The 23,574-nt window shown below is 75.5% G+C and carries 21 protein-coding genes and 4 tRNA genes; 11 read left to right on the forward strand and 14 right to left on the reverse strand.

The window, feature by feature from the left end; translation table 11 throughout:
* Positions 1-6: 6 nt before the first annotated feature.
* Positions 7-618 carry a pyridoxal 5'-phosphate synthase glutaminase subunit PdxT gene (gene pdxT, locus JIG38_RS12240; RefSeq protein WP_199424095.1) on the reverse strand — a complete coding sequence of 204 codons (612 nt, stop codon included), beginning with the start codon at positions 616-618 and terminating at the stop codon, positions 7-9.
* A 34-nt stretch (positions 619-652) separates the two neighbouring features.
* Between pdxT and JIG38_RS12245 the strand changes: the two genes are divergently transcribed.
* The 7 genes from JIG38_RS12245 to JIG38_RS12275 all read left to right on the forward strand — a co-directional run bounded on the left by JIG38_RS12245 (position 653) and on the right by JIG38_RS12275 (position 10,109).
* Positions 653-1,363: a hypothetical protein gene (locus tag JIG38_RS12245; protein WP_199424096.1), complete on the forward strand. Its 711-nt coding sequence runs from the start codon at positions 653-655 to the stop codon at positions 1,361-1,363.
* Positions 1,360-2,625: a kynureninase gene (gene kynU / locus JIG38_RS12250; RefSeq protein ID WP_199424097.1), complete on the forward strand. Its 1,266-nt coding sequence runs from the start codon at positions 1,360-1,362 to the stop codon at positions 2,623-2,625. Before JIG38_RS12245 ends, kynU begins: the two co-directional genes overlap by 4 nt.
* A 64-nt stretch (positions 2,626-2,689) precedes the next feature.
* Entirely contained in the window at positions 2,690-4,300 is a 1,611-nt protein-coding gene (locus tag JIG38_RS12255; protein WP_307844871.1) for a phenylacetate--CoA ligase family protein, read from the forward strand.
* Positions 4,300-5,094, forward strand: a complete 795-nt coding sequence (locus JIG38_RS12260; RefSeq protein WP_199424099.1) for a hypothetical protein — start codon at positions 4,300-4,302, stop codon at positions 5,092-5,094. The genes JIG38_RS12255 and JIG38_RS12260 overlap by 1 nt, the downstream gene beginning before the upstream one ends.
* Complete coding sequence (locus JIG38_RS12265) at positions 5,091-6,233, forward strand: GNAT family N-acetyltransferase (protein WP_199424100.1); 1,143 nt, start codon at positions 5,091-5,093, stop codon at positions 6,231-6,233. The genes JIG38_RS12260 and JIG38_RS12265 overlap by 4 nt, the downstream gene beginning before the upstream one ends.
* Positions 6,230-7,357 (forward strand): hypothetical protein, encoded by a 1,128-nt coding sequence (locus JIG38_RS12270; RefSeq protein ID WP_199424101.1) that lies wholly within the window; start codon positions 6,230-6,232, stop codon positions 7,355-7,357. The genes JIG38_RS12265 and JIG38_RS12270 overlap by 4 nt, the downstream gene beginning before the upstream one ends.
* Before the next feature lie 124 nt (positions 7,358-7,481).
* Positions 7,482-10,109 carry a carboxypeptidase-like regulatory domain-containing protein gene (locus JIG38_RS12275; protein WP_199424102.1) on the forward strand — a complete coding sequence of 876 codons (2,628 nt, stop codon included), beginning with the start codon at positions 7,482-7,484 and terminating at the stop codon, positions 10,107-10,109.
* A 180-nt stretch (positions 10,110-10,289) separates the two neighbouring features.
* Here JIG38_RS12275 and JIG38_RS12280 read toward each other — a convergent pair whose 3' ends face one another.
* The 10 genes from JIG38_RS12280 to JIG38_RS12325 all read right to left on the reverse strand — a co-directional run bounded on the left by JIG38_RS12280 (position 10,290) and on the right by JIG38_RS12325 (position 19,658).
* Positions 10,290-10,853, reverse strand: coding sequence for an NUDIX hydrolase (locus JIG38_RS12280; RefSeq protein ID WP_307844873.1), 564 nt, complete (start codon positions 10,851-10,853; stop codon positions 10,290-10,292).
* Positions 10,850-11,773: a pyridoxal 5'-phosphate synthase lyase subunit PdxS gene (gene pdxS / locus JIG38_RS12285; protein WP_199424103.1), complete on the reverse strand. Its 924-nt coding sequence runs from the start codon at positions 11,771-11,773 to the stop codon at positions 10,850-10,852. Before pdxS ends, JIG38_RS12280 begins: the two co-directional genes overlap by 4 nt.
* 173 nt (positions 11,774-11,946) lie before the next feature.
* Positions 11,947-13,194, reverse strand: a complete 1,248-nt coding sequence (locus JIG38_RS12290) for a PrsW family intramembrane metalloprotease (protein ID WP_199424104.1) — start codon at positions 13,192-13,194, stop codon at positions 11,947-11,949.
* Entirely contained in the window at positions 13,191-13,826 is a 636-nt protein-coding gene (locus tag JIG38_RS12295; RefSeq protein ID WP_199424105.1) for a hypothetical protein, read from the reverse strand. Before JIG38_RS12295 ends, JIG38_RS12290 begins: the two co-directional genes overlap by 4 nt.
* On the reverse strand, positions 13,823-15,004 hold the full coding sequence (locus JIG38_RS12300; RefSeq protein ID WP_199424130.1) for a glycosyltransferase family 4 protein: 1,182 nt from the start codon (positions 15,002-15,004) through the stop codon (positions 13,823-13,825). The genes JIG38_RS12295 and JIG38_RS12300 overlap by 4 nt, the downstream gene beginning before the upstream one ends.
* An 11-nt stretch (positions 15,005-15,015) precedes the next feature.
* Positions 15,016-15,978 carry a phosphatidylinositol mannoside acyltransferase gene (locus JIG38_RS12305; protein WP_199424106.1) on the reverse strand — a complete coding sequence of 321 codons (963 nt, stop codon included), beginning with the start codon at positions 15,976-15,978 and terminating at the stop codon, positions 15,016-15,018.
* Positions 15,975-16,631 carry a phosphatidylinositol phosphate synthase gene (gene pgsA, locus JIG38_RS12310; RefSeq protein WP_199424107.1) on the reverse strand — a complete coding sequence of 219 codons (657 nt, stop codon included), beginning with the start codon at positions 16,629-16,631 and terminating at the stop codon, positions 15,975-15,977. Before pgsA ends, JIG38_RS12305 begins: the two co-directional genes overlap by 4 nt.
* A 7-nt stretch (positions 16,632-16,638) precedes the next feature.
* Entirely contained in the window at positions 16,639-17,220 is a 582-nt protein-coding gene (locus JIG38_RS12315; RefSeq protein WP_372419890.1) for an HIT family protein, read from the reverse strand.
* A gap of 1 nt (position 17,221) precedes the next feature.
* A complete protein-coding gene (thrS, locus tag JIG38_RS12320; RefSeq protein ID WP_199424108.1) occupies positions 17,222-19,234 on the reverse strand; it encodes a threonine--tRNA ligase in 2,013 nt (670 codons plus the stop codon).
* A gap of 352 nt (positions 19,235-19,586) precedes the next feature.
* Positions 19,587-19,658: transfer RNA gene (locus tag JIG38_RS12325), tRNA-Val, on the reverse strand.
* A gap of 144 nt (positions 19,659-19,802) precedes the next feature.
* Here JIG38_RS12325 and JIG38_RS12330 point away from each other — a divergent pair.
* On the forward strand, positions 19,803-20,231 hold the full coding sequence (locus tag JIG38_RS12330; protein ID WP_199424109.1) for an SsgA family sporulation/cell division regulator: 429 nt from the start codon (positions 19,803-19,805) through the stop codon (positions 20,229-20,231).
* Between the two features lie 73 nt (positions 20,232-20,304).
* Here JIG38_RS12330 and JIG38_RS12335 read toward each other — a convergent pair whose 3' ends face one another.
* Complete coding sequence (locus tag JIG38_RS12335; protein WP_199424110.1) at positions 20,305-21,159, reverse strand: aminotransferase class IV; 855 nt, start codon at positions 21,157-21,159, stop codon at positions 20,305-20,307.
* Positions 21,156-22,277: a chorismate-binding protein gene (locus tag JIG38_RS12340; protein ID WP_307844875.1), complete on the reverse strand. Its 1,122-nt coding sequence runs from the start codon at positions 22,275-22,277 to the stop codon at positions 21,156-21,158. Before JIG38_RS12340 ends, JIG38_RS12335 begins: the two co-directional genes overlap by 4 nt.
* A 150-nt stretch (positions 22,278-22,427) precedes the next feature.
* On the opposite strand from JIG38_RS12340, the gene JIG38_RS12345 reads away from it, so the two are divergent.
* The 3 genes from JIG38_RS12345 (at position 22,428) to JIG38_RS12355 (ending at position 22,773) form a co-directional block, all read left to right on the forward strand.
* Positions 22,428-22,499 (forward strand) — tRNA-Gly (locus tag JIG38_RS12345).
* 54 nt (positions 22,500-22,553) lie between these two features.
* Positions 22,554-22,624: transfer RNA gene (locus tag JIG38_RS12350), tRNA-Cys, on the forward strand.
* 74 nt (positions 22,625-22,698) lie between these two features.
* Positions 22,699-22,773 (forward strand) — tRNA-Val (locus tag JIG38_RS12355).
* Between the two features lie 245 nt (positions 22,774-23,018).
* On the opposite strand, the gene JIG38_RS12360 is transcribed toward JIG38_RS12355, so the two are convergent.
* Positions 23,019-23,567, reverse strand: a complete 549-nt coding sequence (locus JIG38_RS12360) for a P-loop nucleotide/nucleoside kinase family protein (protein WP_199424111.1) — start codon at positions 23,565-23,567, stop codon at positions 23,019-23,021.
* Positions 23,568-23,574: the final 7 nt, after the last annotated feature.

A 23,574-nucleotide genomic window follows, 5' to 3' on the forward strand; every position in this document is an offset into this window, starting at 1 on the left:
AACCCCTCAACCGCGGTCGGTGACGATCTGGACGAACATGCGGTGCAGACGCAGGTCCCCGGTGATCTCGGGGTGGAAGGACGTCGCGACGACGTCACGCTCGCGCACCGCGACGATCCTACCGGCGGCCGGCCCCGAGCCCACGGTCGCGAGCACCTGCGTGCCCGGGCCGGTCTCCTCGACCCAGGGCGCGCGGATGAAGACGGCGTGCACCGGGTCGGTCGCGCTGTCCGGCACCCCCTCGACGACGAGGTCGGTCTCGAACGAGTCGACCTGCCGCCCGAAGGCGTTGCGCCGCACCGTGACGTCGAGACCCCCGAGCGTCTGCTGGCCGACGACGCCGCCCTCCAACCGGTTCGCGAGCAGGATCATCCCGGCGCACGAGCCGTAGGCGGGCAGGCCGCCCGCGATCGCGTCGCGCAGCGGCTCGAAGAGCTCGAAGACGTGGAGCAGCTTGTCCATCGTGGTCGACTCCCCGCCGGGGATGACGATCCCGTCGACCGCGGCCAGCTCGCGCGGGCGCCGGACGGGCACCGCGTGCGCGCCGCTCGCCTCGAGCGCGGCCACGTGCTCGCGCACGTCGCCCTGCAGCGCGAGCACACCGATCGTCGAAGCCACGACCGGCGATCCTACGCCGCCCTATCCTCGGGCCATGACCACCGCTCATCCCGTCCCGACGTCCGGCGCGCCCGGCCGCACCGCCCCGCCGGAGACGTCGCTGCGGGGCCCCGTCCGGCTCACCGTGTCGGGCGCCGTGCTGTGCCTCGTGGCGGCGGCCGCCGCGGTGCTCGTCGTGCGCTCGTTCGTCGGGCTGCTGCCGACCGACCTGCTCGACGGCGAGGGTGGGCCGGGCCCGGGCGTCGTCGCGACGGTCGACGCCCCCGGCACGGCGACCGTCGACCTCGAGGCGGACACGCGCTACGTCGTGCTCGTGGCGGAGCCGTGGACGGGCGGCTCGGAGGAGGACGACCACACCGGGCTCGTCTCCGACCTCGTGGTCCGCGCCCCCGACGACCGCACGCTCGAGGCGTCGCTGAGCCCGGGCGTGAACCTCACGTCGAGCCGCGGCGGCACCACGGTCCACTCGGTCGGCGCGTTCCGCACGGGCGCCGGCGGCGAGCACGTCCTCCAGGCGCCCGCGGCCGAGGGCGGCGCCGACGTGCAGGTGCTCGTCGCGCTCGACGAGCCGTTCCTGCCCTTCTTCGCGGGCATCTTCGGCACGGTCTTCGGGGTCTTCGTCGCCATCGGCGCGGCCCTCCTCGGCGTACCGATGCTCGTCATCGGCATCGTCTGGTGGCGGCGGCGCGCCGCGGCGCGGCGGACGGCCACGACCACAGTCACGGGCACGGGCACGGCCGCGTGACCGACGGAGGGCACGGCGGGCACGGCGGGCACGGCGCGCTCGCCTCGCGCGCCGCCGGGCTCGACGCGCAGCACGCCGCCACGGACCTGCGTCACCTGTACGACCTGCCGACGGGCGTCGTCTACCTCGACGGCAACTCGCTCGGGGCGCCGCCGCGGGCGGTGGCGCCGGCGGTCGCCGCGACCCTCGCCCACTGGCGGCAGGACCTCGTCTCCTCGTGGAACCGGCACGCGTGGTGGGACCTGCCCACGGCGCTCGGCGACCGCGTCGCGCCCCTCGTCGGCGCCGCGCCCGGCCAGGTCGTCGTCGGCGACTCGGTGACGGTCGTCCTGTTCCAGCTGCTCCGCGCGGCCGCCGCGATGCGGCCCGGCCGTCGCGTCGTCGTCACCGACGCGGGGTCCTTCCCCACCGACCTGTACGTGCTCACGGGGGTCGCGCTCGACGTCGGCTGGGAGGTCGTCGCCGTGCGCCCGGGCGAGGTGCCGCAGGCCCTGGCGGCGCACGCCCCCGACGTCGCCGCCGTCCTCCTCTCGCACGCCGACTTCCGCACGGGCGAGCTGTGGGACCTGCCCGCCCTCACGGCCGCGGCGCACGGGGCGGGCGCCCTGGCCGTGTGGGACCTGTCGCACACGGTCGGCGCGGTCCCCGTCGACCTCGACGCGCACGACGTCGACCTCGCCGTGGGCTGCGGCTACAAGTACCTGGGCGGCGGCCCCGGTGCGCCGGCGTTCACCTACGTCGCGCGCCGCCACCAGGGTGCGTACGAGCCCGCGGTGCGCGGGTGGCACGGCCACGCGCGCCCGTTCGCCATGGAGCCGGGGCACGCGTTCGCGGACGGCATCGCGCGTGCCCGCACCGGGACGCCGCCGATCCTCGCGCTCGCCGCGCTGGGCGCGGCCCTGGACGTCTTCGACCGCGTCACGGTGGAGCAGGTGCGCGAGCGCTCGCTGTCGCTCACCGGGTTCCTGCTCGAGTGCCTGGACGTCCTCGTCCCCGAGGTCGACGTCGTGACGCCCCGGGACCCGGGGCGGCGCGGGTCGCACGCCTCGGTCGCGCACCCGGAGGCCCACGCGGTCGTGCAGGCGCTCGCCGCACGCGGCGTCGTCGGGGACCACCGGACGCCCGACCTCGTGCGCCTCGGGGTCGCCGCGCCCTACCTCACCCACGGCGACGTCCTCCACGCGGCCCTGCAGCTGCGCGCGGTCCTCGACGCGGGCGAGCACCGCGCGCCCGAGCACCAGGTGCGCGCCACCGTCACCTGAGCGGGTCGTCGCGACGGCGGCACGCCGCCCGGTTCCCGGGGGGACCGTTGCTAGGGTGCGCCGGGTGACCAGCGCCGCCCCCGACCGACGCCGGACGAGCGTCCTGCGCCAGGCGGCCCTGCGGGTCGCGACCGAGCTCGTGACGCTCGTGTACCGGGCCTACCGCGTGCACCCCGCCCTGTGGCGGCTCACGGCGCGGCACTACCACCCGGCCATGGAGCGCTTCGCCCGGCTCAACGCGTGGATGATCTGCCAGCACGCCTACCTCGACGTCCCCGCCTACCGCCGCCACGTCGAGGAGTCGGGCTTCCGGTTCCGCTGGTGGGACCTCACGGCTTACCCGCCGACGTCGAAGCACGGCTACGTCGACCGCTACCCCGAGGACGAGCGGTGCTGGGACGGCGAGGTGCGGACCGTCGGCACGGTCGTCGACGAGTCGTCGGGCTCGTCCGGCACGCCCTACAACTGGATGCGTTCGAAGCGCGAGCTGGTCACCGTCCACAAGAACGTCGCGGGCTACGTGAGCCTGCTGTTCGGGACGCGCCGGCTGTTCGCGATCAACGCGTTCTCCATGGGGGCGTGGGCCACGGGCACCAACACCGGCATCGCGATGTCGCGCATCGCCATGGTGAAGAACACCGGGCCGGACATCGACAAGATCGTCGACACGGTCCGGCACTTCGGCCCGGGCTACGTCTACCTGGTGTGCGCGTACCCGCCCTTCCTCAAGCACCTGCGCGACCGCCTCGACGCCGACGGCTTCGACTGGGACGCGCACGAGATCCACGGCTTCGTCGGCGGCGAGGCGCTCACCGAGGGCCTGCGGGACTACCTCGAGGACCGCTTCGGCCGCGTCTACTCCGGCTACGGGGCGTCCGACCTCACGATCGGCATGGCGGGCGAGAGCGACCTCTCGGTCTGGCTGCGGCGGGCGCTCGCGACGCACGCGCCGCTGCGCGCCGCCCTGCTCGGAGCCGACGAGACGCGCACGCCCATGGTCTTCCAGTACAACCCGCTCGAGACGTACCTGGAGACCACGCCCGAGGGGACGCTGCTCGCGACGCTCAACTCGGCCGACATCATGAGCCCCAAGCTCCGGTACGACATCGGCGACGAGGCCGTCATCCTCTCCTTCGACGCGATGCGAGCCGCGGTCGACGGGCTGCCCGAGCCGCTCCGGTCGCGCCTCGCCTTCGGCGTCGAGCGCGCGTACGCGACCCAGCGCATGCGGCTGCCGTTCCTCCTGCTCTTCGGCCGCAAGGACTCGACCGTGTCCTACATGGGCGCCAACCTCTACCCGCTCGACGTCGAGAACGGGCTCTACCTCGACAACCCCCACGCGGCGGCGATCGAGTCGTTCAAGCTGTCCCTCGTCGACATCGGCGGGCACGAGCAGCGGCCCGGCATCCACCTGCAGCTGCGCCCGCACGCCGGCCTCGACGACGCCGCACGCGCGGACCTCGCCGCGCGCGCCGCCGCGGGGGTCCTGCGTCACCTCGCGTCGGTCTCGCGCGACGTGGCGCAGTCGCTCGAGGAGGACCCGACGGCGGCCGACCTGCGCGTCGAGGTCCACGACCACGGCACCGGGCCGTTCGCCGGAGGTTCTACCAAGATCAAGAACGTCTACCTCGTCGACGCGGGCGACCGCGGCGCGCCGACGACGCCCGCGCGCTGATGCGGACGTCCGACTTCTCGCTCGCGCCGCGCCAGGCCCGCGCCGACGTCGTCGTGGTGCTCGAGCGCGCCGGCGCGGCCCGCGCGTGGCAGCGCGGCGCGCGGCGCGCGGCCCGCGGTGCCTCCGGTCACCGCTGGGACACGGCGTACCGCCTGCGCGACGGCGCCCGGGGCGTCATCGCGTGGTTCACGACGGCCGACGACGCCGCCGCGTTCCTCGCCACGCGACCCACCGACGGCGAGCGGCACCGCGCACTGCACGCCGAGCCGGAGGGCTACACCAACGGGGTCTGGCGCGCCGAGGGGGACGTCATGGCCCACGTCGAGCGCTTCACGCCGGTGACGCGGGAGGTCGAGCGCGGGACGGTGCCGCCGCTCGTCGCGGCGCCCGGTCCCGCACGCCGCGCCGGCGCCCGGCCCGCCCGCCCGCGCGGGGCCGGCGTGCCGGAGGTGCGCTCGCCGGCGGACGCGCAGGCGCTGTTCGTGGGCGCCACGCGCTACCGCGGCCCGCACTCGTGGGCGCTGCTCTCGCGCGAGTGGTACCCCATGGTCGCGGCGATGCGCCGCCTGCCCGGCTACGTGTGGCACGGCGTCTACTGGGAGCCGCCGTTCACGCTCGGGACCATCGCGTTCTTCGCGACGCGGGACGACCTGCTCGTCTTCGCCCGCGTGCCCGCCCACCGGCGCCTCATGCGCTGGGTGACGCAGGGCCGGCGGCACGGTACGGGCGGCTGGATCCGCCTGCACCAGGCGGCCCCCGAGGTGCCCGCGGCCCGCGAGGACGGCGGACGGTGAGGGTCGAGGAGGTCACGACCCGCGCGGACCTGCGCGCGTTCCTCGACCTGCCGCTCCGCCTGCACCCGCGTGGGCTCGCCGTGCCGCTGCTCGCGAGCACGGTGACGGACTGGTGGCGCGGACGCAGCCCGCACCCGGCACCCGTGACGCTGCTGCTCGCGCGCGACGGCACGGGAGCCGTCGTCGGGCGCACCACGGTCCACACGGACGCGCGGCTGGACGCGCGCCTCGGCGCCCGGTCCCTGCTGTTCGGTGCCACGGAGTTCGCCGACGACGACGCCGCGCGCGCCCTGGTGGCCGCGCTCGACCGTCGCGCGCACGGCCACGAGCAGCTCTTCGGCCCCGTCTCCCTGCTGCCCAACCAGACCGGCGGCGTCATCACGTCCGGCTTCGCGGCGCGCGGCTTCGTCGACTCGCCCTGGAACCCGGCGCGCGTGCCCGCCACGTACGAGGCCCTCGGGTTCGAGCGCTGGGGCGAGGCGGACACGTGGGTGGTCGACGTGCCACGCGCGCGCGACGCCGCCGCCTCGCCGGGCAGGCCAGGGCAGGACGAGTGGGACGCCGCCGGCCTCACGCTCGAGCGCGGTCGCCGGTCCGCGGTGCCGCGCCTGGTGCCGGAGGTGCTCGAGGTGCTCAACCGGTCGTTCGCGGCGCTGCCGTACTACACGCCCATCACGCCGGCCGAGATGGCGGCGGCGACCGACGGGCTGGGCTTCCTGGTCGACGAGGACCTGCTGCTCCTCGCGCGCGACTCCGTGTCGGGTGCGCTCGTCGCCTTCCTGCTCGTCGTCCCCGACCTCACCGCGTTCGTCCAGCGCGCGCGCGGCCGGCTCGGTCCCCTGCGGCAGCTCGAGCTGCTCGCCACCCGCGGCCGGTACCGGGAGGAGGCGGTCCTCGTCATCCAGGGCACCGCGCCCGAGCGCCAGGGCCGGGGCGTCCTCACCCTCCTCAGCCGCGAGCTCCACGCGGCGCTCGCCCGGAACGGGTACTCACGGCTGCGCTGCACCATGATCGGCCGGGACAACCCGGGCTCCGCGCGGCAGCTCGAGCGCTTCGGCGGCCGACCGCTCCACGGCACGACCTTCTACCGCAGGCCCGTCGCGCACGCGGCCGCCACCACGAGGACGGGGACCCCGTGACGTCGTCGCAGCACCAGCCCGCCACCGCCGGACGGGGGCCCGACGGCTGGGTGCGGGTCGCGGCCCGCGCACCGTCGGCCCACAACACCCAGCCGTGGGCGCCACGCGTCGTGGACGGGACCATCGAGCTCGGCGTCGTGCCCGGCCGCCTGCTCACGGCGGGCGACCCGACGTCGCGCGACCTGCTCCTCGCGCTCGGCGCCTGGGTCGAGAGCGCCGAGGTCGCCGCCGCGGCCGAGGGCCGGTCGCTGCGGGTCGAGCCGACGCCGCACCTCGAGCGGCTCGACGAGCTGCCCGTGCGCGGGCCCGCCGACCCGGCCCGCCCGCTTCTCGTCCTGCACCCGCAGGACGAGGCGTACCCCACGCCCTTCACGCCCGACGACGTCCGCGATCGCCGCGTCCACCGCGGGCCGCTCGCGGCGGCGCCCGACGTGTTCGCCGACGTCCCCGACGTCCCCGCGTGGCTGCGGTTCGCCGAGGTCGACGCACCCGCGATGGCCCAGCTGGTCCGGCTCGGCACCGCCTACACGGTCGCGCGCCCGGGGATCGCCGCCGAGCTCGTCCGCTGGCTGCGCCTGAGCGACCAGCACCCGCGCTACCACCGCGACGGCATGACGGCCGAGATGCTCTTCGTCCCGGGAGCGGTCGCGCGCCTGGCCGCACCGTTCACCCGACGCGCACGACTGCGGGACCCGCTCCTGCGCGTGGCCGGCCGTGTCGCGCTCGCGCTCGAGGGCCTCGGCCAGGCCGCGCCGCTCCCCGCGGCGCCGCACGGACGCCCGAGCCTCGCGCCCGCGGCGGGCCCGCAGCACCTCGTGCTCGTCGCCGACACGCGGGTGCTCGGGCACGACGGCGTCCACAGCAGGACCGAGGCGATGGACAGCCGCCTCCCGCTCCCACATGCCGACGTCGTCGAGGCGGGCCGGGTGCTCCAGCGCTCGTGGCTGCACGCCCACCGGGCCGGCGTGAGCGTCGCGCCGCACTCGGAGGTCGTGGACTCGCCCTACGCCGAGGCGGCGCTGCGCCGACGGCTCGGCCTGCGCCGCGCCGAGGTCGTCCTCGCCGTGTTCAGCGCCGGTCGTGCCGCGACGCCGGCGCCGCGGTCCCCGCGCCTGACGGACTGACGCGCGAGGAGGACCCCCCGTTCCGGGCCGAAGGGCCCTGCCCGGGGGGCGGCGCGGGTCCGTAATGTCCGGCTCGGACGGGCGACAGGCGACCGCCTGCCGGCGTCCGTGAGGGGACGACGCCATGAACGGCTGGCGCGGGACCAGGACGTGGATCGGCCGAGGCGCGCAGGGGCTCGCGGCGCTCGCAGTGGTCGCAGCACTCGGGCTGGTGACGCCGGGGGCGGCCGTGGGTGCGGCGGCCGGCGGGGTCGCGGGCGTGCCCACCGCAGCGGCGGACGACCCGGCCCCCGACCCGACGCTGGACGCCGCCCCCGGGCAGATCGCCGGTCGGGTCCTCGTCGGCCTCGAGCCCCTCGCAGGCGCGACGGTGACCGTGCTGGACGCCACGACCGGCGCACCGGTCGCCACCTCCACGACGGCGGTGTCCGGCGACTGGTCGCTCGCCGTCGCCCCGGGTTCGTACCAGGCCCGGGCGACGCCGCCCTACCCGTACGCCGAGACCTTCGCCCCCGGGCGCCCCACGCTGGCGACCGCCGACGTCTACACGGTCGCGTCCGGCGGGTACTCCGTCGTACCGGACATGGTGGTCGAGCGTCGCGGCGTGACGACCGCGGCGATCCAGGGCCAGGTGCTCGGGTACCTCGACCTGCTGCTCGGCGCGACCGTGACCGTGCTGGACGCGACCACCGGCGCAGAGCTGGCGTCGGTGACGCTCGACGAGTCGCAGTACGAGTACCGCATCGCCGGCCTCGCCCCGGGCGAGGTCAAGGTGCGCGCCTCGAAGCCCACGTGGTTCGACGGCTACGCCAACGAGCGGGCGACCTTCGAGACGGCCGACGTGCTGACCCTCGTCGCCGGTCAGACGCTCGTCGAGCAGTGGGATCCCCCCGTGCTGGTCCTCGACCTGACGCCGGGCGCGCACCTCCAGGGCCACGTGGTCGCGGACGGCGCGGGCGTGGCGGGCGCCACCGTGGAGGTCGTCTCGGCCGACCGGTCGACGGTCCTCGCGTCGACCGTGTCCGACGCCACCGGGAGCTTCGCGATCGACGGGCTCGCCGCGGGCCCGGCCCGGGTGCGCGCCACCGCGCCGGGTCGCCCGGAGGCGTGGGCACCGGGCGACGACCGGGCCGAGCCCGGCATCTACACGCTGCAGCACGGCATCGTCACCTCCGGGGTCGTGATCGACCTCTCGGCGGAGGCAGCACTGACCGGCGTGGTGCGTGGGTTCTCCCGCGCGCCCGGCGCCGAGCTCGACGGCCCGCTCGCGGGAGCGCGGGTGACCGCGTTCGACGCCACGTCCGGCTCCCCGTTGGGCTCGGTCCTGACGGACGCCGAGGGCGGGTACCGCTTCGAGTCCCTCCTCGCCGACGCGGTGACGTTGCGGGCGACGAAGGACGGCTTCCTCACGCGCTTCGCCTTGGACGCGCCGAGCGCGGCCACCGCCGACGCCGTCCCGCTGGGCCCGGGCCCTGTGGTGGCACCCACCCTCACGCTCCCCGCGGAGGCGGTGGTCGAGGGCAGCGTGCTCGCGGGGTTCGACCCGGTGGGCGGCGCCACCGTCGCCGTGCTGGACGCGACGACGGGCCGCGTACTGCGATCCGTGAGGCTCGGCTCCGACCAGGACACCTACCGCATCGGTGGACTGCCGGCGGGCGAGGTCACGGTGAGGGCGACCAAGGCCGGGTGGCTCCCGAGCTGGGCGAACGGCCGTCACACCGTCGCGGAGGCCGACGTCCTGACGCTCGTGCCGGGGCAGACCCTCAGGCAGTCGTGGGACCCGCTCGTGCTCTACCTCGACCTCGGCGCGGGCGCGACGCTCTCGGGCACGGTCCTCGGCGACGGCCGGGCGCTCGCGGGCGCCATGGTCGCGGTCCTCGACGCGACGACGCACCGCATCCTGACCTCGACGACCACGAGCGCGACCGGCGCGTACACGACACCCGTCCTCCGCATCACGACCGGGTCGGACCCGATGCCGGTCCACGTCCGGGTCAGCAAGGGCGGGTGGGCCACCGAGCTCGCGCCCGGACCGGACCCGGCTCGGCGGGACGTCGTCGACCTCACCTACGCCGACACCGTCGCGGTGCCCACGGTCGACCTCGCCCGCGAGGGCGTGGTGAGCGGGACCGTCCACGGCCTCGACGGCGACGGCGAGAACCCGCTGCCCGGCGCGCTCGTGACGGCGTTCTCGGCGACGTCGGGGCTCCGGGTGCGGTCGGCCGTCACGGGCGCGGACGGTGGCTACCGGCTCGAGCGGCTGCCGGCCGACGACTACGTCGTCCGGTTCACCGCGGCGGACTTCACCACGGTGTGGTCGGAGGGACGGACGAGCCGGGCGACCGCGGACGTCGTCGCCGTCGGCGCCGGCACGACGCACGTGCTCGCCACCCCGGTCCTCGAGAGGTGGGGCGTGCTCAGCGGGTTCGTCCGGGAGGCGGCCGAGGGGGTACCCCCGTGGGGCCGGCCCGTAGCAGGCGTGCAGGTCACCGTTCTCGACGCCGTCACGTGCCGTCGGGTCGCGACGGCCGTCACGGGTCCATCGTCCGACCCGCGGTCCTGGGGCCTGTTCAGCGTGCGCGTCCCGCCGGGGACCTACCTCCTGCGCGCGAGCGCACCGGGGTGGGTGACGCGGTGGGCCGTCGACGCACCCACGCCGGCGTCTGCCTCGCGGTTCCAGGTCGTCCCGGGCTCGAGCGTCGCGATCGCCGGCGCGTGGCCGCTGCACCGCTCCACGCCGAGCGTCTCCTGACGGACGACGCCGATCTCAGGCTCCGTCGGGCAGCGCCACGACGCGGCCGTCCTCGCCGGCGGCCAGGGCGCGCACGACGCCGACCAGCCCTGCGGGGCCTGCGCCTGACGACTGACGCGCGGGTGGGCAGGAGGGGCGGGCGGCAGTGGCGGGCGGCGGGACGCCCTGCGACGCGGTGCGTCAGCGCTCGTCCTCGAGCGTCCGGACGACGCCGTCCCAGCCGCCGAGCAGCCCGCGCACGAGCGGCACGAGCTCCACGGGGAACACCTCGATGTCCACGGCCGCGAGCGCGTCGAGGTCCCACCAGCGGATCTCGTCGACGAACGCGCGCTCGACGTCCGTCCAGCCCTCCGTCGTGATCTCCGCCGCGCCCCGGACGCGCGCGAGGAAGAACTCCTCGTCCTGGCGCACCGTCCGGCGCAGGAACGCGAACTCGGCGCGCCGCACGGCGACGGGCCCGACGAGCGCCTCGGGCGCGACGCGCAGCCCGGTCTCCTCGGCGAGCTCGCGGACCGCCGCGTCGTGCGGGCTCTCCCCGGCGTCGACGCCGCCGCCCACGGTGAACCACCACGAGCGGCCCGGGTCGTCGACGTCGTGCCCGCGCACGAGCAGCACGCGGTCGGCGTCGTCGAGCAGGAGGACGCGCGCACCGCGCCGGAAGGGCACGCCGTCGGGACCGGGGACCCAGTCGTCCCCGAGCTGCGCGACGGCCGCCTCGTGGTCCGGCGCGGCGCCGGACGTCACCAGCCGCGCTCGGCCAGGCGGTGGGGCTCCGGGACGTCCTCGACGTTGATGCCCACCATGGCCTCGCCGAGTCCGCGCGAGACCTTGGCGATGACGTCGGGGTCGTCGTAGAACGTCGTGGCCTTGACGATGGCGGCGGCACGCTCGGCGGGGTTGCCCGACTTGAAGATGCCGGAGCCGACGAAGACGCCCTCGGCGCCGAGCTGCATCATCATCGCGGCGTCCGCGGGGGTCGCGATGCCGCCCGCGGTGAAGAGCACGACCGGCAGCTTGCCCGTGCGCGCGACCTCGACGACGAGGTCGTAGGGCGCCTGGAGCTCCTTGGCGGCGACGAAGAGCTCGTCCTCGGGCAGCGAGGTGAGGCGGCGGATCTGGTCGCGCAGCGTGCGCATGTGCGTCGTCGCGTTCGAGACGTCGCCGGTGCCCGCCTCGCCCTTGGACCGGATCATCGCCGCGCCCTCGGTGATGCGCCGCAGCGCCTCGCCCAGGTTCGTCGCACCGCAGACGAACGGCACGGTGAACGCCCACTTGTCGATGTGGTGCGCGTAGTCGGCGGGCGTGAGCACCTCGGACTCGTCGACGTAGTCGACGCCGAGGGACTGGAGCACCTGCGCCTCGACGAAGTGCCCGATGCGCGCCTTGGCCATGACGGGGATCGAGACGGCCTCGATGATCCCGTCGATGAGGTCCGGGTCGCTCATCCGCGCGACGCCGCCCTGGGCGCGGATGTCGGCCGGCACGCGCTCGAGGGCCATGACGGCGACTGCGCCCGCGTCCTCGGCGATCTTGGCCTGCTCGGCCGTGACGACGTCCATGATCACGCCGCCCTTGAGCATCTCGGCCATGCCGCGCTTGACCTTGGCGGTGCCGATGACGTTCTGGGGGTTCGCGGGCGCGGTGGTCGCGGGCTCGGTGCTCACGTCGGGGTCCTCGGTGCTCGGTGACGGACCGCGGGCGGAGTGCCGCGGCTCGGGGTTCACGGGTGGGTGTCGGGCCGCGACGCGCTCGCCGCGACCCGACCCCATCCTAGACCGGGCCCGTCCGGGACCCGCCCGGCCGGGCGGACACGGGGCGGGAGCGGCCGGCGGCCGGCTCAGACCGCGAGGGCGCGCTGCAGCCGCTGCCGGGCGGTGAGCATGTCCTCGAGGGCCGCGTTCTCGTCGTGCGCCGCGCGCAGGTCGGCGCGGTGGGTCTGGGCGCGGTGCCGCAGGTACGCCAGGCGCGTGGCGACGCGCTGGAAGTGCGCCATCGCCGCCTTGCCCTCCGGCCCGCCACGGCCCGCGGCCCAGGCGCGGGCGCGCCGCCGCTCGCCGAGGGACGCGAGCATGACCACCTCGGCCGGCGCGAACCACCACGACGCCGCGTACTCCGAGAGCCGCTGACGCACGACGCGCGCCTCGCGACGGCGCAGCCAGAACGCGAGGCCGACGGTCGCGAGGAACAGCGGCACCTGGAAGACGACGTACATGACGATGAACCCGCTGCCGTCGCCCATCATCGCGCTGCCGTTCCACAGGCCGTGGAGCACCATCGCGACGAGCACCCCGAGCGGGAAGAGCCAGAGCCACGCCCACCGGTTCCGCTGCTCCGCGGCGATGCCGAGCGCCAGGCCCGTGCACGCGGTGAAGAGCAGGTGCGCGAACGGCGACATCACGCCGCGCATGAGGAAGATCGTCACGACGGCCTCGCCACCGCCGGGGATGCCCTGCGTGGCCGCCATCGTGGAGCCGAAGTAGAGGATGTTCTCGACGAACGCGAAGCCGGCCGCCACGGTGGCCGCGTACACGAGGCCGTCGACCGGGCCGTCGAACGAGCGGCGCCACACGAGGAAGACGAGGAGCACGCCGAGCGCCTTGATCGACTCTTCGGTCACCGGCGCCACGACCGCCGCGCCGAGGATGTCCGCGGTGAGCGCCGACTCGCCCGCGGCGACGAGCACCATCATCGCGCCCGTGTTGAGGACGAGGGCGACGAGCACCGACACCGACGCGCCCCAGCCGAAGGCGACGGCGAGCGCCTGCCACGGCTCGGGCTCCCACCGGTCGACCCAGCGGATGGCGAGCAGGACGAGCGCGAGCGGCACGAAGGCGAGGATCCCGGCGAGCGGGAGCGCCGCGAGCCCGATCTGCAGGCCGATGACGGCGATCGCGACGAGCACCAGCACGCCGAGCACGACGAGCGCGACGACCGTGCCCACGCCGTGCCCGCGCCGGGGCGGCGCGAGCATGCCGCCGGCGCCCGGGACGAGCCCGGGCGGCGTCATGCTCGGCGGCACCTGCGTCGGGTGGGCAGGGCCGCCCGCCGGCCAGGGGGCGGGGGCGTGGTGCGGGGGGTAGGTCATGTCACCTCTCCGGGTCGGGCGAGTGCCTCGGGCCACGTGTCGTCGATCTCGACCGTGTGAGGCGTACGGGCGTGGCCGTGCAGGCGCAGCAGCCGGACGAGCGCCTTGCGCCGCATGCGCTGCGTCTGCGCCACGGCCTCGTTGTGGAAGCGCCGCGCGAGCTGCACGCGGTACCAGGAATCGGCCAGCGCGCCGAGGAACGCCTCGCCGAGCGGGTCCTCGGCGAGCGCGACGACCTCGGCCGGGTCGGCGAGCGCCGTGCGCACGGTGCGCGACAGCTCGCTCTCGGCGAGGTCGCGCTCGATGCGCGTCGTCGTCGCGCGCGCGCGCTCCGCGCGGTCCAGGCGCAGGCCCGGCAGCGCGTCCACGAGCTCGGCGCGCCCGTTCTCGCCGGCCGACAGGGCGGCCCACGACGCCTCGCCGAGCAGCACCGAGCTCACCGGGTCGAGGAGGCCCGACGACGCCAGCTCGGCCGCGGCCGAGGCGCGGCGGACGAGCTGGGTGTCGAGCGCGGCGCGCGACGCCCCGACCTTGCGGTGCAGGCGGTCGAGCCGGCTGGCGGTGACCCACACCCACCACAGGAGCAGCAGGAGCGCCCCGACGACGACGACGGTGACCTCGGACCACGTCATCGCCGCACCTCCGGGTCCGGCGCGCGGACCGAGGCGGGGTCCTCGTGGACGCGCACCTGCGGGCTGGTGCCGGCGAGCACCATCTCGTACACCGTGAGCACCTGGTGGGTGACCGCCGACCAGTCGTAGCGACGCACGACGGCGCTCGCGCGCGCCGACGTCCGGCGCCGCAGCTCGGGGTCGGCGAGCACGCGTCCGAGCGTGGCCGCGAGGTCGGCGGCGTCGCCCGTGCGGAACAGCACGCCCGCCTCGCCGTCGTCCAGGACGCGGCGGAAGGCGCCGAGGTCGCTCGCGACCACGGTCGCGCCCGCGCTCATGGCCTCGACGAGCACGATGCCGAAGCTCTCGCCGCCCGTGTGCGGCGCGCAGTAGACGTCGACCGACGAGAGCAGGCGCGCCTTGTCCTCGTCCGACACGGAGCCGAGGAAGGTGACGGCACGCGCGTGCTCGCCGAGCGCCTCCGTCGCCTCCGCCGCCCCGGTCTCCCCGTGGCCCGCGACGAGGAAGCGCGTCCCCGGGTGCTGCGCGAGCACCGCCGGGATCGCCTCCGTGAGGACCGGCAGGCCCTTGCGCGGCTCGTCGAGGCGGCCGAGGAACGCGACGGTCGGCGCCTGCGGCGTGCCCGTCCAGCGCGGGTCGGGCTCGGCCGAGGCGAAGGTGTCGACGTACACGCCGTTGGGGATGACGACGGCGTCGCCGCCCATGTGCTCGACGAGCGTGCGCCGCGCGTCCTCGGACACGGCCACGCGTGCGGAGATCTTCTCGAGGCTCGAGCGGACCACGGGGTAGGCCATCTGCAGCGCGCGCGAGCGGATGAGCGCGGTGTGGAACGTCGCCACGATCGGGCCCGACGCGATCCACAGCGCCAGCATGCCGAGGCTCGGCGTGACCGGCTCGTGCAGGTGGAGGATGTCGAAGTCCCCCGCCTCGAGCCACCGGCGCACGCGCCGCGCGCTCACCGGCCCGAAGGTCATGCGCGCGACGGCGCCGTTGTAGCGCACCGGGATCGCCCGGCCCGCCGACGTGATGAAGTCGGGCAGCGGGGTGTCGTCGTCGGCCGGGGCCAGGACCGACACGGTGTGGCCCTGGCGCTGGAGCGCCTCGGCGAGGTCGCGGACGTGGAACTGGACGCCGCCCGGGACGTCGAACGAGTACGGGCAGACCAGCCCGATCCGCAGGGCCCCCCGGGTCATGCCCTGGCCCCGGTCGTGGCGGCGTACCGGCTGGCGTCGAGGTCCGCGACGAAGACCCGCTGGAGCATGTGCCAGTGCGTGGGGTGCGCCGCGATGTCGGCGCCGAGGACGTCGACCCAGCGCTGCGTGAGGAACGCGACCTGCTCCCCGCGCGGCATGCCCTCGGGCACCGCGATCGCGGGGTGGAAGGTGAGGACGATGCCCCAGCGCGAGCCCGCGGCGCGGCGGCGTGCCCCGCGCAGCCGCTCGTGGCGCAGCGTCGTCGGGACCAGCGGTGCGCCGGTCGCGACGGCGAGGGCGGCGGGGCCGGCGGCGACCCGCGCGCGCTCGCCCAGGAGGTCGACCTCGAGCCCGCGCGCGGTGAGGTCGCGGTCTGCGAGCAGCGGGACGAGGAGGCCGCCGCGACGCACCGCGGCGATGAGCGAGCGGAACACGTCGCTGCCGGCGTCGAGCGGGATGATCGTCATGCCTTGCGACTCGCGCAGCTGCACGAACTCGTCGAACACCTCGGGCGGCTCGAGCCGCTCCGCGACCGTCGTCACGGGCGCGAGGTGGCGCGACGCCCACGCGCCCGCGAGGTCCCAGTTCCCCTGGTGCCCGAGCGCGAGCAGCACGGAACGCCCCGCCGCGAGCTCGGCGCGGACGGCGTCCTCGCCGACCGGGCGCACGCGCGCGAGGACCTGCTCGTCCGTGACCTTGCCGAGCGTGAACGCCTCGGCGTAGTACCGGAAGTAGGTGCGCATGCCCGCCCGCACCAGGCGGCGCAGCGCCCGGGCGTCGGCCTGCGGCCGCGCGCGGCGCAGGTTCGCCTCTAGCCGCCGCACGCCCGCGCCGCGCGCGAGCACCGCGCCCTCGGCGGCCACGAGCAGCACGCCGCGGACGACGACCTCGGGCACGCGCCCCGCGAGCCGCCACGCGAGCAGGAAGGCGCGGCCCGGGTCGAGCCGGAGCGGGCTCATGCGCCGGCCCCGGCATCCGGGGCGCCGGGTGCCGCCGGGGGCACCGGCGGGACGCCCGCGAGGGCCTGGCGCCGCACGACCGCCATCCGCTGGACCACCGTGACCGCGCTCGCGACGGCGAGCAGCGCCAGCACGACGGTGAGCACGACGACGGGCGCGCCGACGCCGACCGCGAAGGTGGCCGCGAGCACGAGCGCGAGCCGGTCCGCGCGCTCGGCGATGCCCACGTCGGCGCGCATGCCGAGGCCCTCGGCGCGCGCGCGGGCGTACGGGACGATCGAGCCCAGCACGAGGCACGCGAGGGCGAACCCGGCCGTGGGCCGCTCGTCGACCGCGACGAGGTGCAGGAGCAGCCCCGTGAAGATCGCCGCGTCGCCGAAGCGGTCGAGCGTCGAGTCGAGGAACGCCCCCCACGGGCTCGTGCGCCCGGACGTGCGCGCCATGACGCCGTCGATCATGTCGGTGAGCGCGAAGAGCGCGATGACGAGGGTCCCGGCGAGCAGGCGGCCCGTGGGCAGCAGCCACAGCGCGGCGACCACGACGCCCACGGTCCCGGCGATCGTCACGGCGTCGGGCGAGACGCCACGGGCGAGGAGGGCACGCGCGACGGGGCCGACGACGCGCCCGGCCCCCGAGCGCAGACGGTTCAGCACGGGCCGATCATCCTCTCGCCGACGGCCAGGCGGCCGCGAGGCGCGCTCGGGTGTCACCCAGCAGCTCGGGCAGCGCCTTGGTCCGCGCGACGATGGGCAGGAAGTTCATGTCCCCGCCCCACCGCGGGACGACGTGCTGGTGCAGGTGCGCGGCGATGCCCGCGCCCGCGACGGCGCCCTGGTTCATGCCGAGGTTGAAGCCGTGCGGCGCCATGACCGTGCGCAGGACGGTCATCGCTGTCCGCGTCAGCGCGGCGACCTCGGCGGTCTCCGCGTCGTCGAGCTCCGTGTAGTCCGCGACGTGCCGCAGCGGCAGGACCATGAGGTGCCCGGAGTTGTAGGGGTAGAGGTTGAGCACGACGAAGGCGCGCTCGCCGCGGGCGACGACCAGGCCGTCCTCGTCGGTGCCCCGCTGCACGCGGCAGAAGGGGCACTCCTCGGACGCCGGGCCGCCCGGCTTGTCCTGACCGCCGACGTACGCCATGCGGTGCGGCGTCCACAGGCGCTCGAAGCCGTCGGGCACGCCCGGCAGCCCGGACGCCGCCTCGGGCGCGGGCGTCGGGTGGTCCTCGCGGGAGCCGTCGGTCACGTCAGACCTGGGACCGCTGCCGCACGGCGTCGACGATCCGCTGCACGGCCTCGTCGACGGGCACGCCGTTGTCCTGGCGCCCGTCGCGGTAGCGGAAGGAGACCGCGCCCGCGTCGACGTCCTCGCCGCCCGCGATGAGCACGAAGGGCACCTTCTGCGTGCTCGCCGTGCGGATCTTCTTGCCGAACCGGTCGTCGGACAGGTCCACCTCGGCCCGCACGCCCTCGGCGCGCAGCCGCGCGACGACGTCGCCCAGGTAGTCGTTGAACGGCTCGGCGACCGGCACCGCGACGACCTGCACCGGCGCGAGCCAGGCCGGGAACGCGCCCGCGTAGTGCTCGAGCAGCACGCCGAAGAAGCGCTCGATCGAGCCGAACAGCGCGCGGTGGATCATCACGGGCCGCTGCCGGCTGCCGTCCGGCGCCGTGTACTCGAGCTCGAACCGCTCGGGCAGGTTGAAGTCGAGCTGGATCGTCGACATCTGCCACGTGCGGCCGATGGCGTCCTTGGCCTGCACCGAGATCTTGGGGCCGTAGAAGGCCGCGCCGCCCGGGTCGTCGACGAGCTCGAGGTCCGAGGCCTTGGCGACCTCGCGCAGGGTCGCGGTCGCCTCCTCCCAGATCTCGTCCGAGCCCACCGACTTCTCGGGGTTGCGCGTCGAGAGCTCCAGGTAGAAGTCGTCCAGGCCGTAGTCCCCGAGCAGCTCGAGCACGAAGCGCAGGGTCCGGGTGAGCTCGTCGCGCATCTGGTCGCGCGTGCAGTAGATGTGCGCGTCGTCCTGCGTCATGCCGCGCACGCGCGTGAGGCCGTGCACGACGCCCGACTTCTCGTAGCGGTAGACGCTGCCGAACTCGAACAGCCGCAGCGGCAGCTCGCGGTAGGAGCGCCCGCGGGAGGCGAAGATCAGGTTGTGCATCGGGCAGTTCATGGGCTTGAGGTAGTAGTCCTGGCCCGGCTTGCGCACGACGCCGTCGTCGTCGAGCTCGGCGTCGACGTGCATGGGCGGGAACATCCCGTCCGCGTACCAGTCGAGGTGGCCCGAGACCTCGTAGAGCCGCGACTTGGTGATGTGCGGGGTGTTGACGAACGAGTACCCGGCGGCGAGGTGCTTGCGCCGCGAGTAGTCCTCCATCTCGAGCCGGACGATGCCGCCCTTCGGGTGGAACACCGACAGGCCCGACCCGAGCTCCTCGGGGAAGGAGAAGAGGTCGAGCTCGGCGCCGACGCGGCGGTGGTCGCGCCGCTCGGCCTCGGCGACGCGGTCGAGGTAGGCCCGCAGGTCGTCCTTGGAGGCCCACGCGGTGCCGTAGACCCGCTGGAGCTGCGGGTTCTTCTCCGAGCCGCGCCAGTAGGCCGCGGCCGAGCGCGTGAGCTGGAAGCCGTTGCCGAGGAGCCGGGTGCTGGGTACGTGCGGGCCGCGGCACAGGTCCTGCCACACGACCTGCTCGCTCTCGCGGCCGGCGCCGCGCACGTTCTGGTAGATGCTCAGCCCGCCGAGCCCGACCTCGACCGAGGCGCCCTCGCCCGCGGTGTCCGCCGTGCCCTTGAGGCCGATGAGCTCGAGCTTGTACGGCTCGTCGGCGAGCTCGGTGCGCGCCTCCTCCTCGCTCACCTCGCGGCGGCGGAAGGTCTGACCCTCCTTGACGATGCGCTGCATGACCTTCTCGAGGGCCTTGAGGTCCTCGGGCGTGAACGGCGTCTCGACGTCGAAGTCGTAGTAGAAGCCGTCGGTGACGGGCGGGCCGATGCCGAGGCGCGCCGCCGGGTTCACCTCCTGCACGGCCTGGGCCAGCACGTGCGCCGCCGAGTGGCGCAGCACGGACAGGCCGTCGGGCTCGGCGAGGGTGACCGCCTCGACCACCGAGCCGTCCGCCAGGGGTGCGTCCAGGTCGCGGAGCTCGCCGTCGACGCGCACGACGACGACGTCGCGACGACCCGTGAAGAGGTCCGCACCCGTCGTCGGCCCGTCCACGGTGGTGGGGACGCCGTCGACGGTCAGGGTGATCTGTGGCACGGGCTGCTGCTCCTCGGGGTGGTCGGCGCGTCGATGCTACCGATGAGGCCCCCGCGCGCGGGCACCGGACGGCCGGTCGGGACTCGAAACGGTACGGGTGCACGGCGTCGCGCGGTGCGCCGATCTACCCCGTCGGCGGGCGTCCCGCACGTCGGTCTCAACGGGCGGATCCGCGGCACTCGGGCACTGCTCCAACCGGGTGACCCGCAGGTGGTGCGGGATCCGTCGCGGGGCCGTCACGGTAACCGTCTACCACGGCCCTGACCTGGGCTGACCTGCGGTGTCACGATGCCCCACGCGTCCGGTTCGGCACGGATCCGCCCGTTCGGGGGATGACCTTGGGCCTATCAGGTGGGCGATACTGGGTTCGAACCAGTGACCTCCTCGGTGTGAACGAGGCGCTCTACCACTGAGCCAATCGCCCGTCATGCGGCGTGGTGCTCCAGGAGAGCACCGCACGACGACGCGATGATGCTAGCGAATCCATCGCCGAAAGCCGAAACCCGGCTCGGCGGGGCCGCCGGCAGCAGGGCTGCTGGTCCGACACGACGCAGGGAGAGGGGTGGCCATGGCAGGACCGGTCAGGGACGTCCGCGAGGTCGTCCCGATGCACCTGGTGCTCTCGGACGCCAGCGTCCTCCCGATCAGGGCGGAGCTGAGCTTCGAGGCCGGGGACCCCTACACGGTGCGCGTGGCCTTCGCGGGCGCCCACTCGACGTCCACGTGGCTCATCGGCCGCGAGCTCATCGCCCACGGCGTGCTGGCGGACGCCTCGGCCCCCGCCGGGACCGGCGACGTCCGCATCTGGCGCGACGAGGACCCGGCCTACCTGCTCATCTCCCTGAGCGGGGTCGAGGGCGACGCGCTGCTCGCCGGCCCGGCCGAGCCGTTCGTGGCGTTCGTCGCGGCGACGGTCGCGCTCGTGCCGTTCGGCTCCGAGAGCCCGCGCATGGAGGACGAGATCTCGCGCCTCATCGTCACGCTGCTGGACGCCTGACGCCCGCACGGACGAGCGCTCGAGGCGCCCGACCGAGGAGCCCTGACCCAGCCGGGGTCAGGGCTCTCGTGCGTCACGGGTCGACGTCGGCCGCCTCGCGCTCGCGGTAGAGCGCCGCGACCTGCGCCGTGAGCGGTCCGACGGCGAGGTCGGCGCCGTCGAGCGCGACGGCCGGGACGAACGTGCGGACGGAGCCGCTGATCGCGAGGTGCGCGTCACCGGTGAGCGCCTCGTCGAGCACGGCGTAGGGCAGCTCGCCGTCCGCCGCCTCGCGCACGGGCAGTCCCGCCGCGGCCGACCACTCGAGCACGAGCTCGCGCGTGATGCCCGCGAGGCAGCCGCTGCTCAGCGGCGGCGTGACCAGCTCTCCGCCGCGCTCGACGAAGACGTTGCTGCCGGTGCCCTCGCACAGGGCGTCGCGCGTGTTGGCGAGCACCGCCTCGTCGGCGCCCTGCCGCGTCGCCGCCGCGAGCGCCACGACGTTCTCCGCGTACGACGTCGTCTTGAGGCCCGCGACCGCCGAGCGCTCGTTCCGCGTCCACGGGACGCGCGCGAGGCGCACGGGCGCGGGCGGCGCCGCCGGGCCGGCCACGACGAGCACGGTCTGCGCGCCGGGCGTCCGGCCCGAGCCCAGCGGGCCGAGACCCGCGGTGACCGTGATCCGCACCCTGCCCGCGCCGCTGCTCTCCGCGAGGACCGCCGCGACCCCCGCGCGGATCGCGTCGAGGTCCGGGGCCTCCAGCCCGAGGCCCAGCGCGGACCGCACGAGCCGCGCGAGGTGGCGCGTCAGCGCGAAGGCCTCGCCGCGCACGACGCCGCACGTCTCGAAGACGCCGTCGCCCACGGTGACGCCGTGGTCGACCGCGCTCAGCAGCGGGGTGGTCGCGTCGCGCAGCCGTCCGTCGGCCCACACGGCCAGGTCGCTCATCGGTGCTCCTCCTCGCGCCGGGGCGGCGCGTCGTCCGGGGTGGCCCCATCCTCGGTGCGGACCGCCGCCTCGTCGCGACGGCGCGCGGGCGCGCTCGCGAGCGCGACGAGCCGCGCGGCCTTGAGCTCGGTCTCCGCCCACTCGGCGTCGGCGTCGCTCTCCCACGTGATCCCGGCGCCCGTGCCGAAGCGCAGGACGCCGTCGGGCGTCCACCAGAACGTGCGGATCGCGACGGCCAGCTCGGCCTCCCCGCGGTCCCCGTCGACCCAGCCGAACGCGCCGCAGTACGGGCCGCGGGGCACGCGCTCGAGGGCGGTGATGACGCCGAGCGCGGCGCGCTTGGGGGCACCCGAGACCGACGCCGGCGGGTACGCCGCCTCGAGCAGGGCGCCCCACCCGACGCCCGGGCGCAGCCGGCCCTGGACGCGCGTCACGAGGTGGACGAGGCCGGGGTGGTGCTCGACGTCGAGCAGCGCGGTGACCTCGACGGTCCCCGGCGCGCAGACGCGCTGGAGGTCGTTGCGCACCATGTCGGCGATCATGACGTTCTCCGCGGCGTCCTTGTCCGTCAGGCCCGCGGGCGTCGGCGCGGTGCCCTTGATCGGTCCGGACCCGACGACCCCGCCGCGGACGCGCAGGAACAGCTCGGGCGAGGCGGACACGACCCAGGCCGGCGGGAGACCCTGCCCCGCGGGGACGTGCACGAAGCCTGCATGGGGCGCCGGGTTGCCGAGAGCGAGCGCCTGGGCGAGCGCCTCGGCCGACGGCTCCCCCGCCGCCGCGGGCAGGGGTGCCGCGAGCACGCGGCACAGGTTGACCTGGTAGACGTCGCCCTCGCGGATGCGGTCACGCACGGCCTGCACGCCGCGCACGTAGTCGGCGCGCCCGAGCGACGAGCGCCACGCGCCCGGGTCGGGTCCGTGCCACGCCGGAGCCGCGTGCTCGGGCGCGGGGCCGCGCTCGACGTCGGCGAACCGCCACGCGAGCACCGGGCCCTCGAACCGCCCGACGACGACCCAGAACCCGCGCTCGAGGCGCTCCGGCTCGGCGTGGACGTCGACGCACTCGACCGGCCGTGACGCACGCAGGCCCGCGAAGCGCGCGGTCCCGGTCAGCACCCCGCCACCCGGCGGTCGTCACGGCTCTGGTCGGGCACCGGCTCACGGTAGCGGCGACACACCTGGGATGGGCTGGTTGGACTCTCGTCCTCGAGGTCGGTTAGAGTTCGGGACGCACACGGCGCCGGGGTGACCCGGGGAGCGTGCTGCGCGGACGTGGCTCAGTGGTAGAGCATCACCTTGCCAAGGTGAGGGTCGCGGGTTCGAATCCCGTCGTCCGCTCGGAGGCGACAACCCGTACGGGCTCAGCGCCCGGGACGTGGGCAGAAGCCTTGCGGTGGAGTGGCCGAGAGGCGAGGCAGCGGCCTGCAAAGCCGTCCACACGGGTTCGAATCCCGTCTCCACCTCGCACATCAGCAGTTCCCCAGCAGTACACGCACGACCGCAGGACAGGCAGCACAGCAGGACCCGCAGGACTGACGGGCGATTGGCGCAGCGGTAGCGCGCTTCCCTGACACGGAAGAGGTCACTGGTTCGATCCCAGTATCGCCCACCAGCATCGACGACGATGCAGCAGGTCGCAGGCCGTTCCGGACACCGTCCGGGGCGGCCTTCCGCGTGTCCGGGGTCGATCAGGGCGGCCGTCGGCTCGCGTGGTCGTGACGGCCGCCGCCCAGGCCGGCGCGGTCGTCACCCGGGACGTCCCCGCCGACACGGTCGTCGCGGGCGTCCCTGCCCGGCCGATCCGTCCGACGGGGTTCGAGGCGCGCTGACCGGTCGCCTCGGGAGGCGGTGCGGCCCTCACGTCACGGCGGCGGGCCACCGGTGCCGGCGCCAGGCGTCCCACGACGCGTGACCCGCCGGGGGCGGCCCCACCGGCTCGGACCCGTCGAGCTCGCCCGCGCCCGGGACCTCGAAGAGGCGCCCCCAGGCGACGAGCTCCTCGTCCGACATCGGCCACGTCGTGCCCGGTTCCTCGGCGTGACGCCGGTCGAGGCGTCGCCGCTGCTCGTCGGCGGGGAGGTCGAGGTACCGGACCTCGACCTCCCCGCCGCGCTCGGCCGCGGCGTGTCGCAGCGCCGAGCGCTCGTCCTTGCTCCACAGGCCGAAGTCGAGGACGACGTCGACGCCGAGCTCGAGCGCGCGCAGCCCGACCTCGATGAGGCGGCCCTCGATGACGCCGGTCGCCGACGGCGGGTTGGCGGCAACGTAGAGCGCCTTGACCCACTCGTCCTTGGTGAGGCGCAGGGCGCCCCGCTCGCGCTCGATGCGACGCGCCTCCGTCGTCTTGCCGGTCCCCGGCAGGCCGACCGTGAGGAACAGCGTCGGACGCGAGCGCCCGCTCGTCACGGCGCGG

This window comes from Actinotalea solisilvae (genome assembly GCF_016464425.1).
GTDB lineage: Bacteria > Actinomycetota > Actinomycetes > Actinomycetales > Cellulomonadaceae > Actinotalea > Actinotalea solisilvae.

What these genes read in the sequence shown, in the direction of transcription:
- JIG38_RS12290 (WP_199424104.1), bottom strand. Translation starts at nt 13,194, where the DNA reads ATGACCTACCCCCCGCACCACGCCCCCGCCCCCTGGCCGGCGGGCGGC.
- JIG38_RS12275 (WP_199424102.1), top strand. Translation starts at nt 7,482, where the DNA reads ATGAACGGCTGGCGCGGGACCAGGACGTGGATCGGCCGAGGCGCGCAG.
- JIG38_RS12335 (WP_199424110.1), bottom strand. Translation starts at nt 21,159, where the DNA reads ATGAGCGACCTGGCCGTGTGGGCCGACGGACGGCTGCGCGACGCGACC.
- JIG38_RS12260 (WP_199424099.1), top strand. Translation starts at nt 4,300, where the DNA reads ATGCGGACGTCCGACTTCTCGCTCGCGCCGCGCCAGGCCCGCGCCGAC.
- JIG38_RS12245 (WP_199424096.1), top strand. Translation starts at nt 653, where the DNA reads ATGACCACCGCTCATCCCGTCCCGACGTCCGGCGCGCCCGGCCGCACC.
- JIG38_RS12295 (WP_199424105.1), bottom strand. Translation starts at nt 13,826, where the DNA reads ATGACGTGGTCCGAGGTCACCGTCGTCGTCGTCGGGGCGCTCCTGCTG.
- JIG38_RS12305 (WP_199424106.1), bottom strand. Translation starts at nt 15,978, where the DNA reads ATGAGCCCGCTCCGGCTCGACCCGGGCCGCGCCTTCCTGCTCGCGTGG.
- JIG38_RS12330 (WP_199424109.1), top strand. Translation starts at nt 19,803, where the DNA reads ATGGCAGGACCGGTCAGGGACGTCCGCGAGGTCGTCCCGATGCACCTG.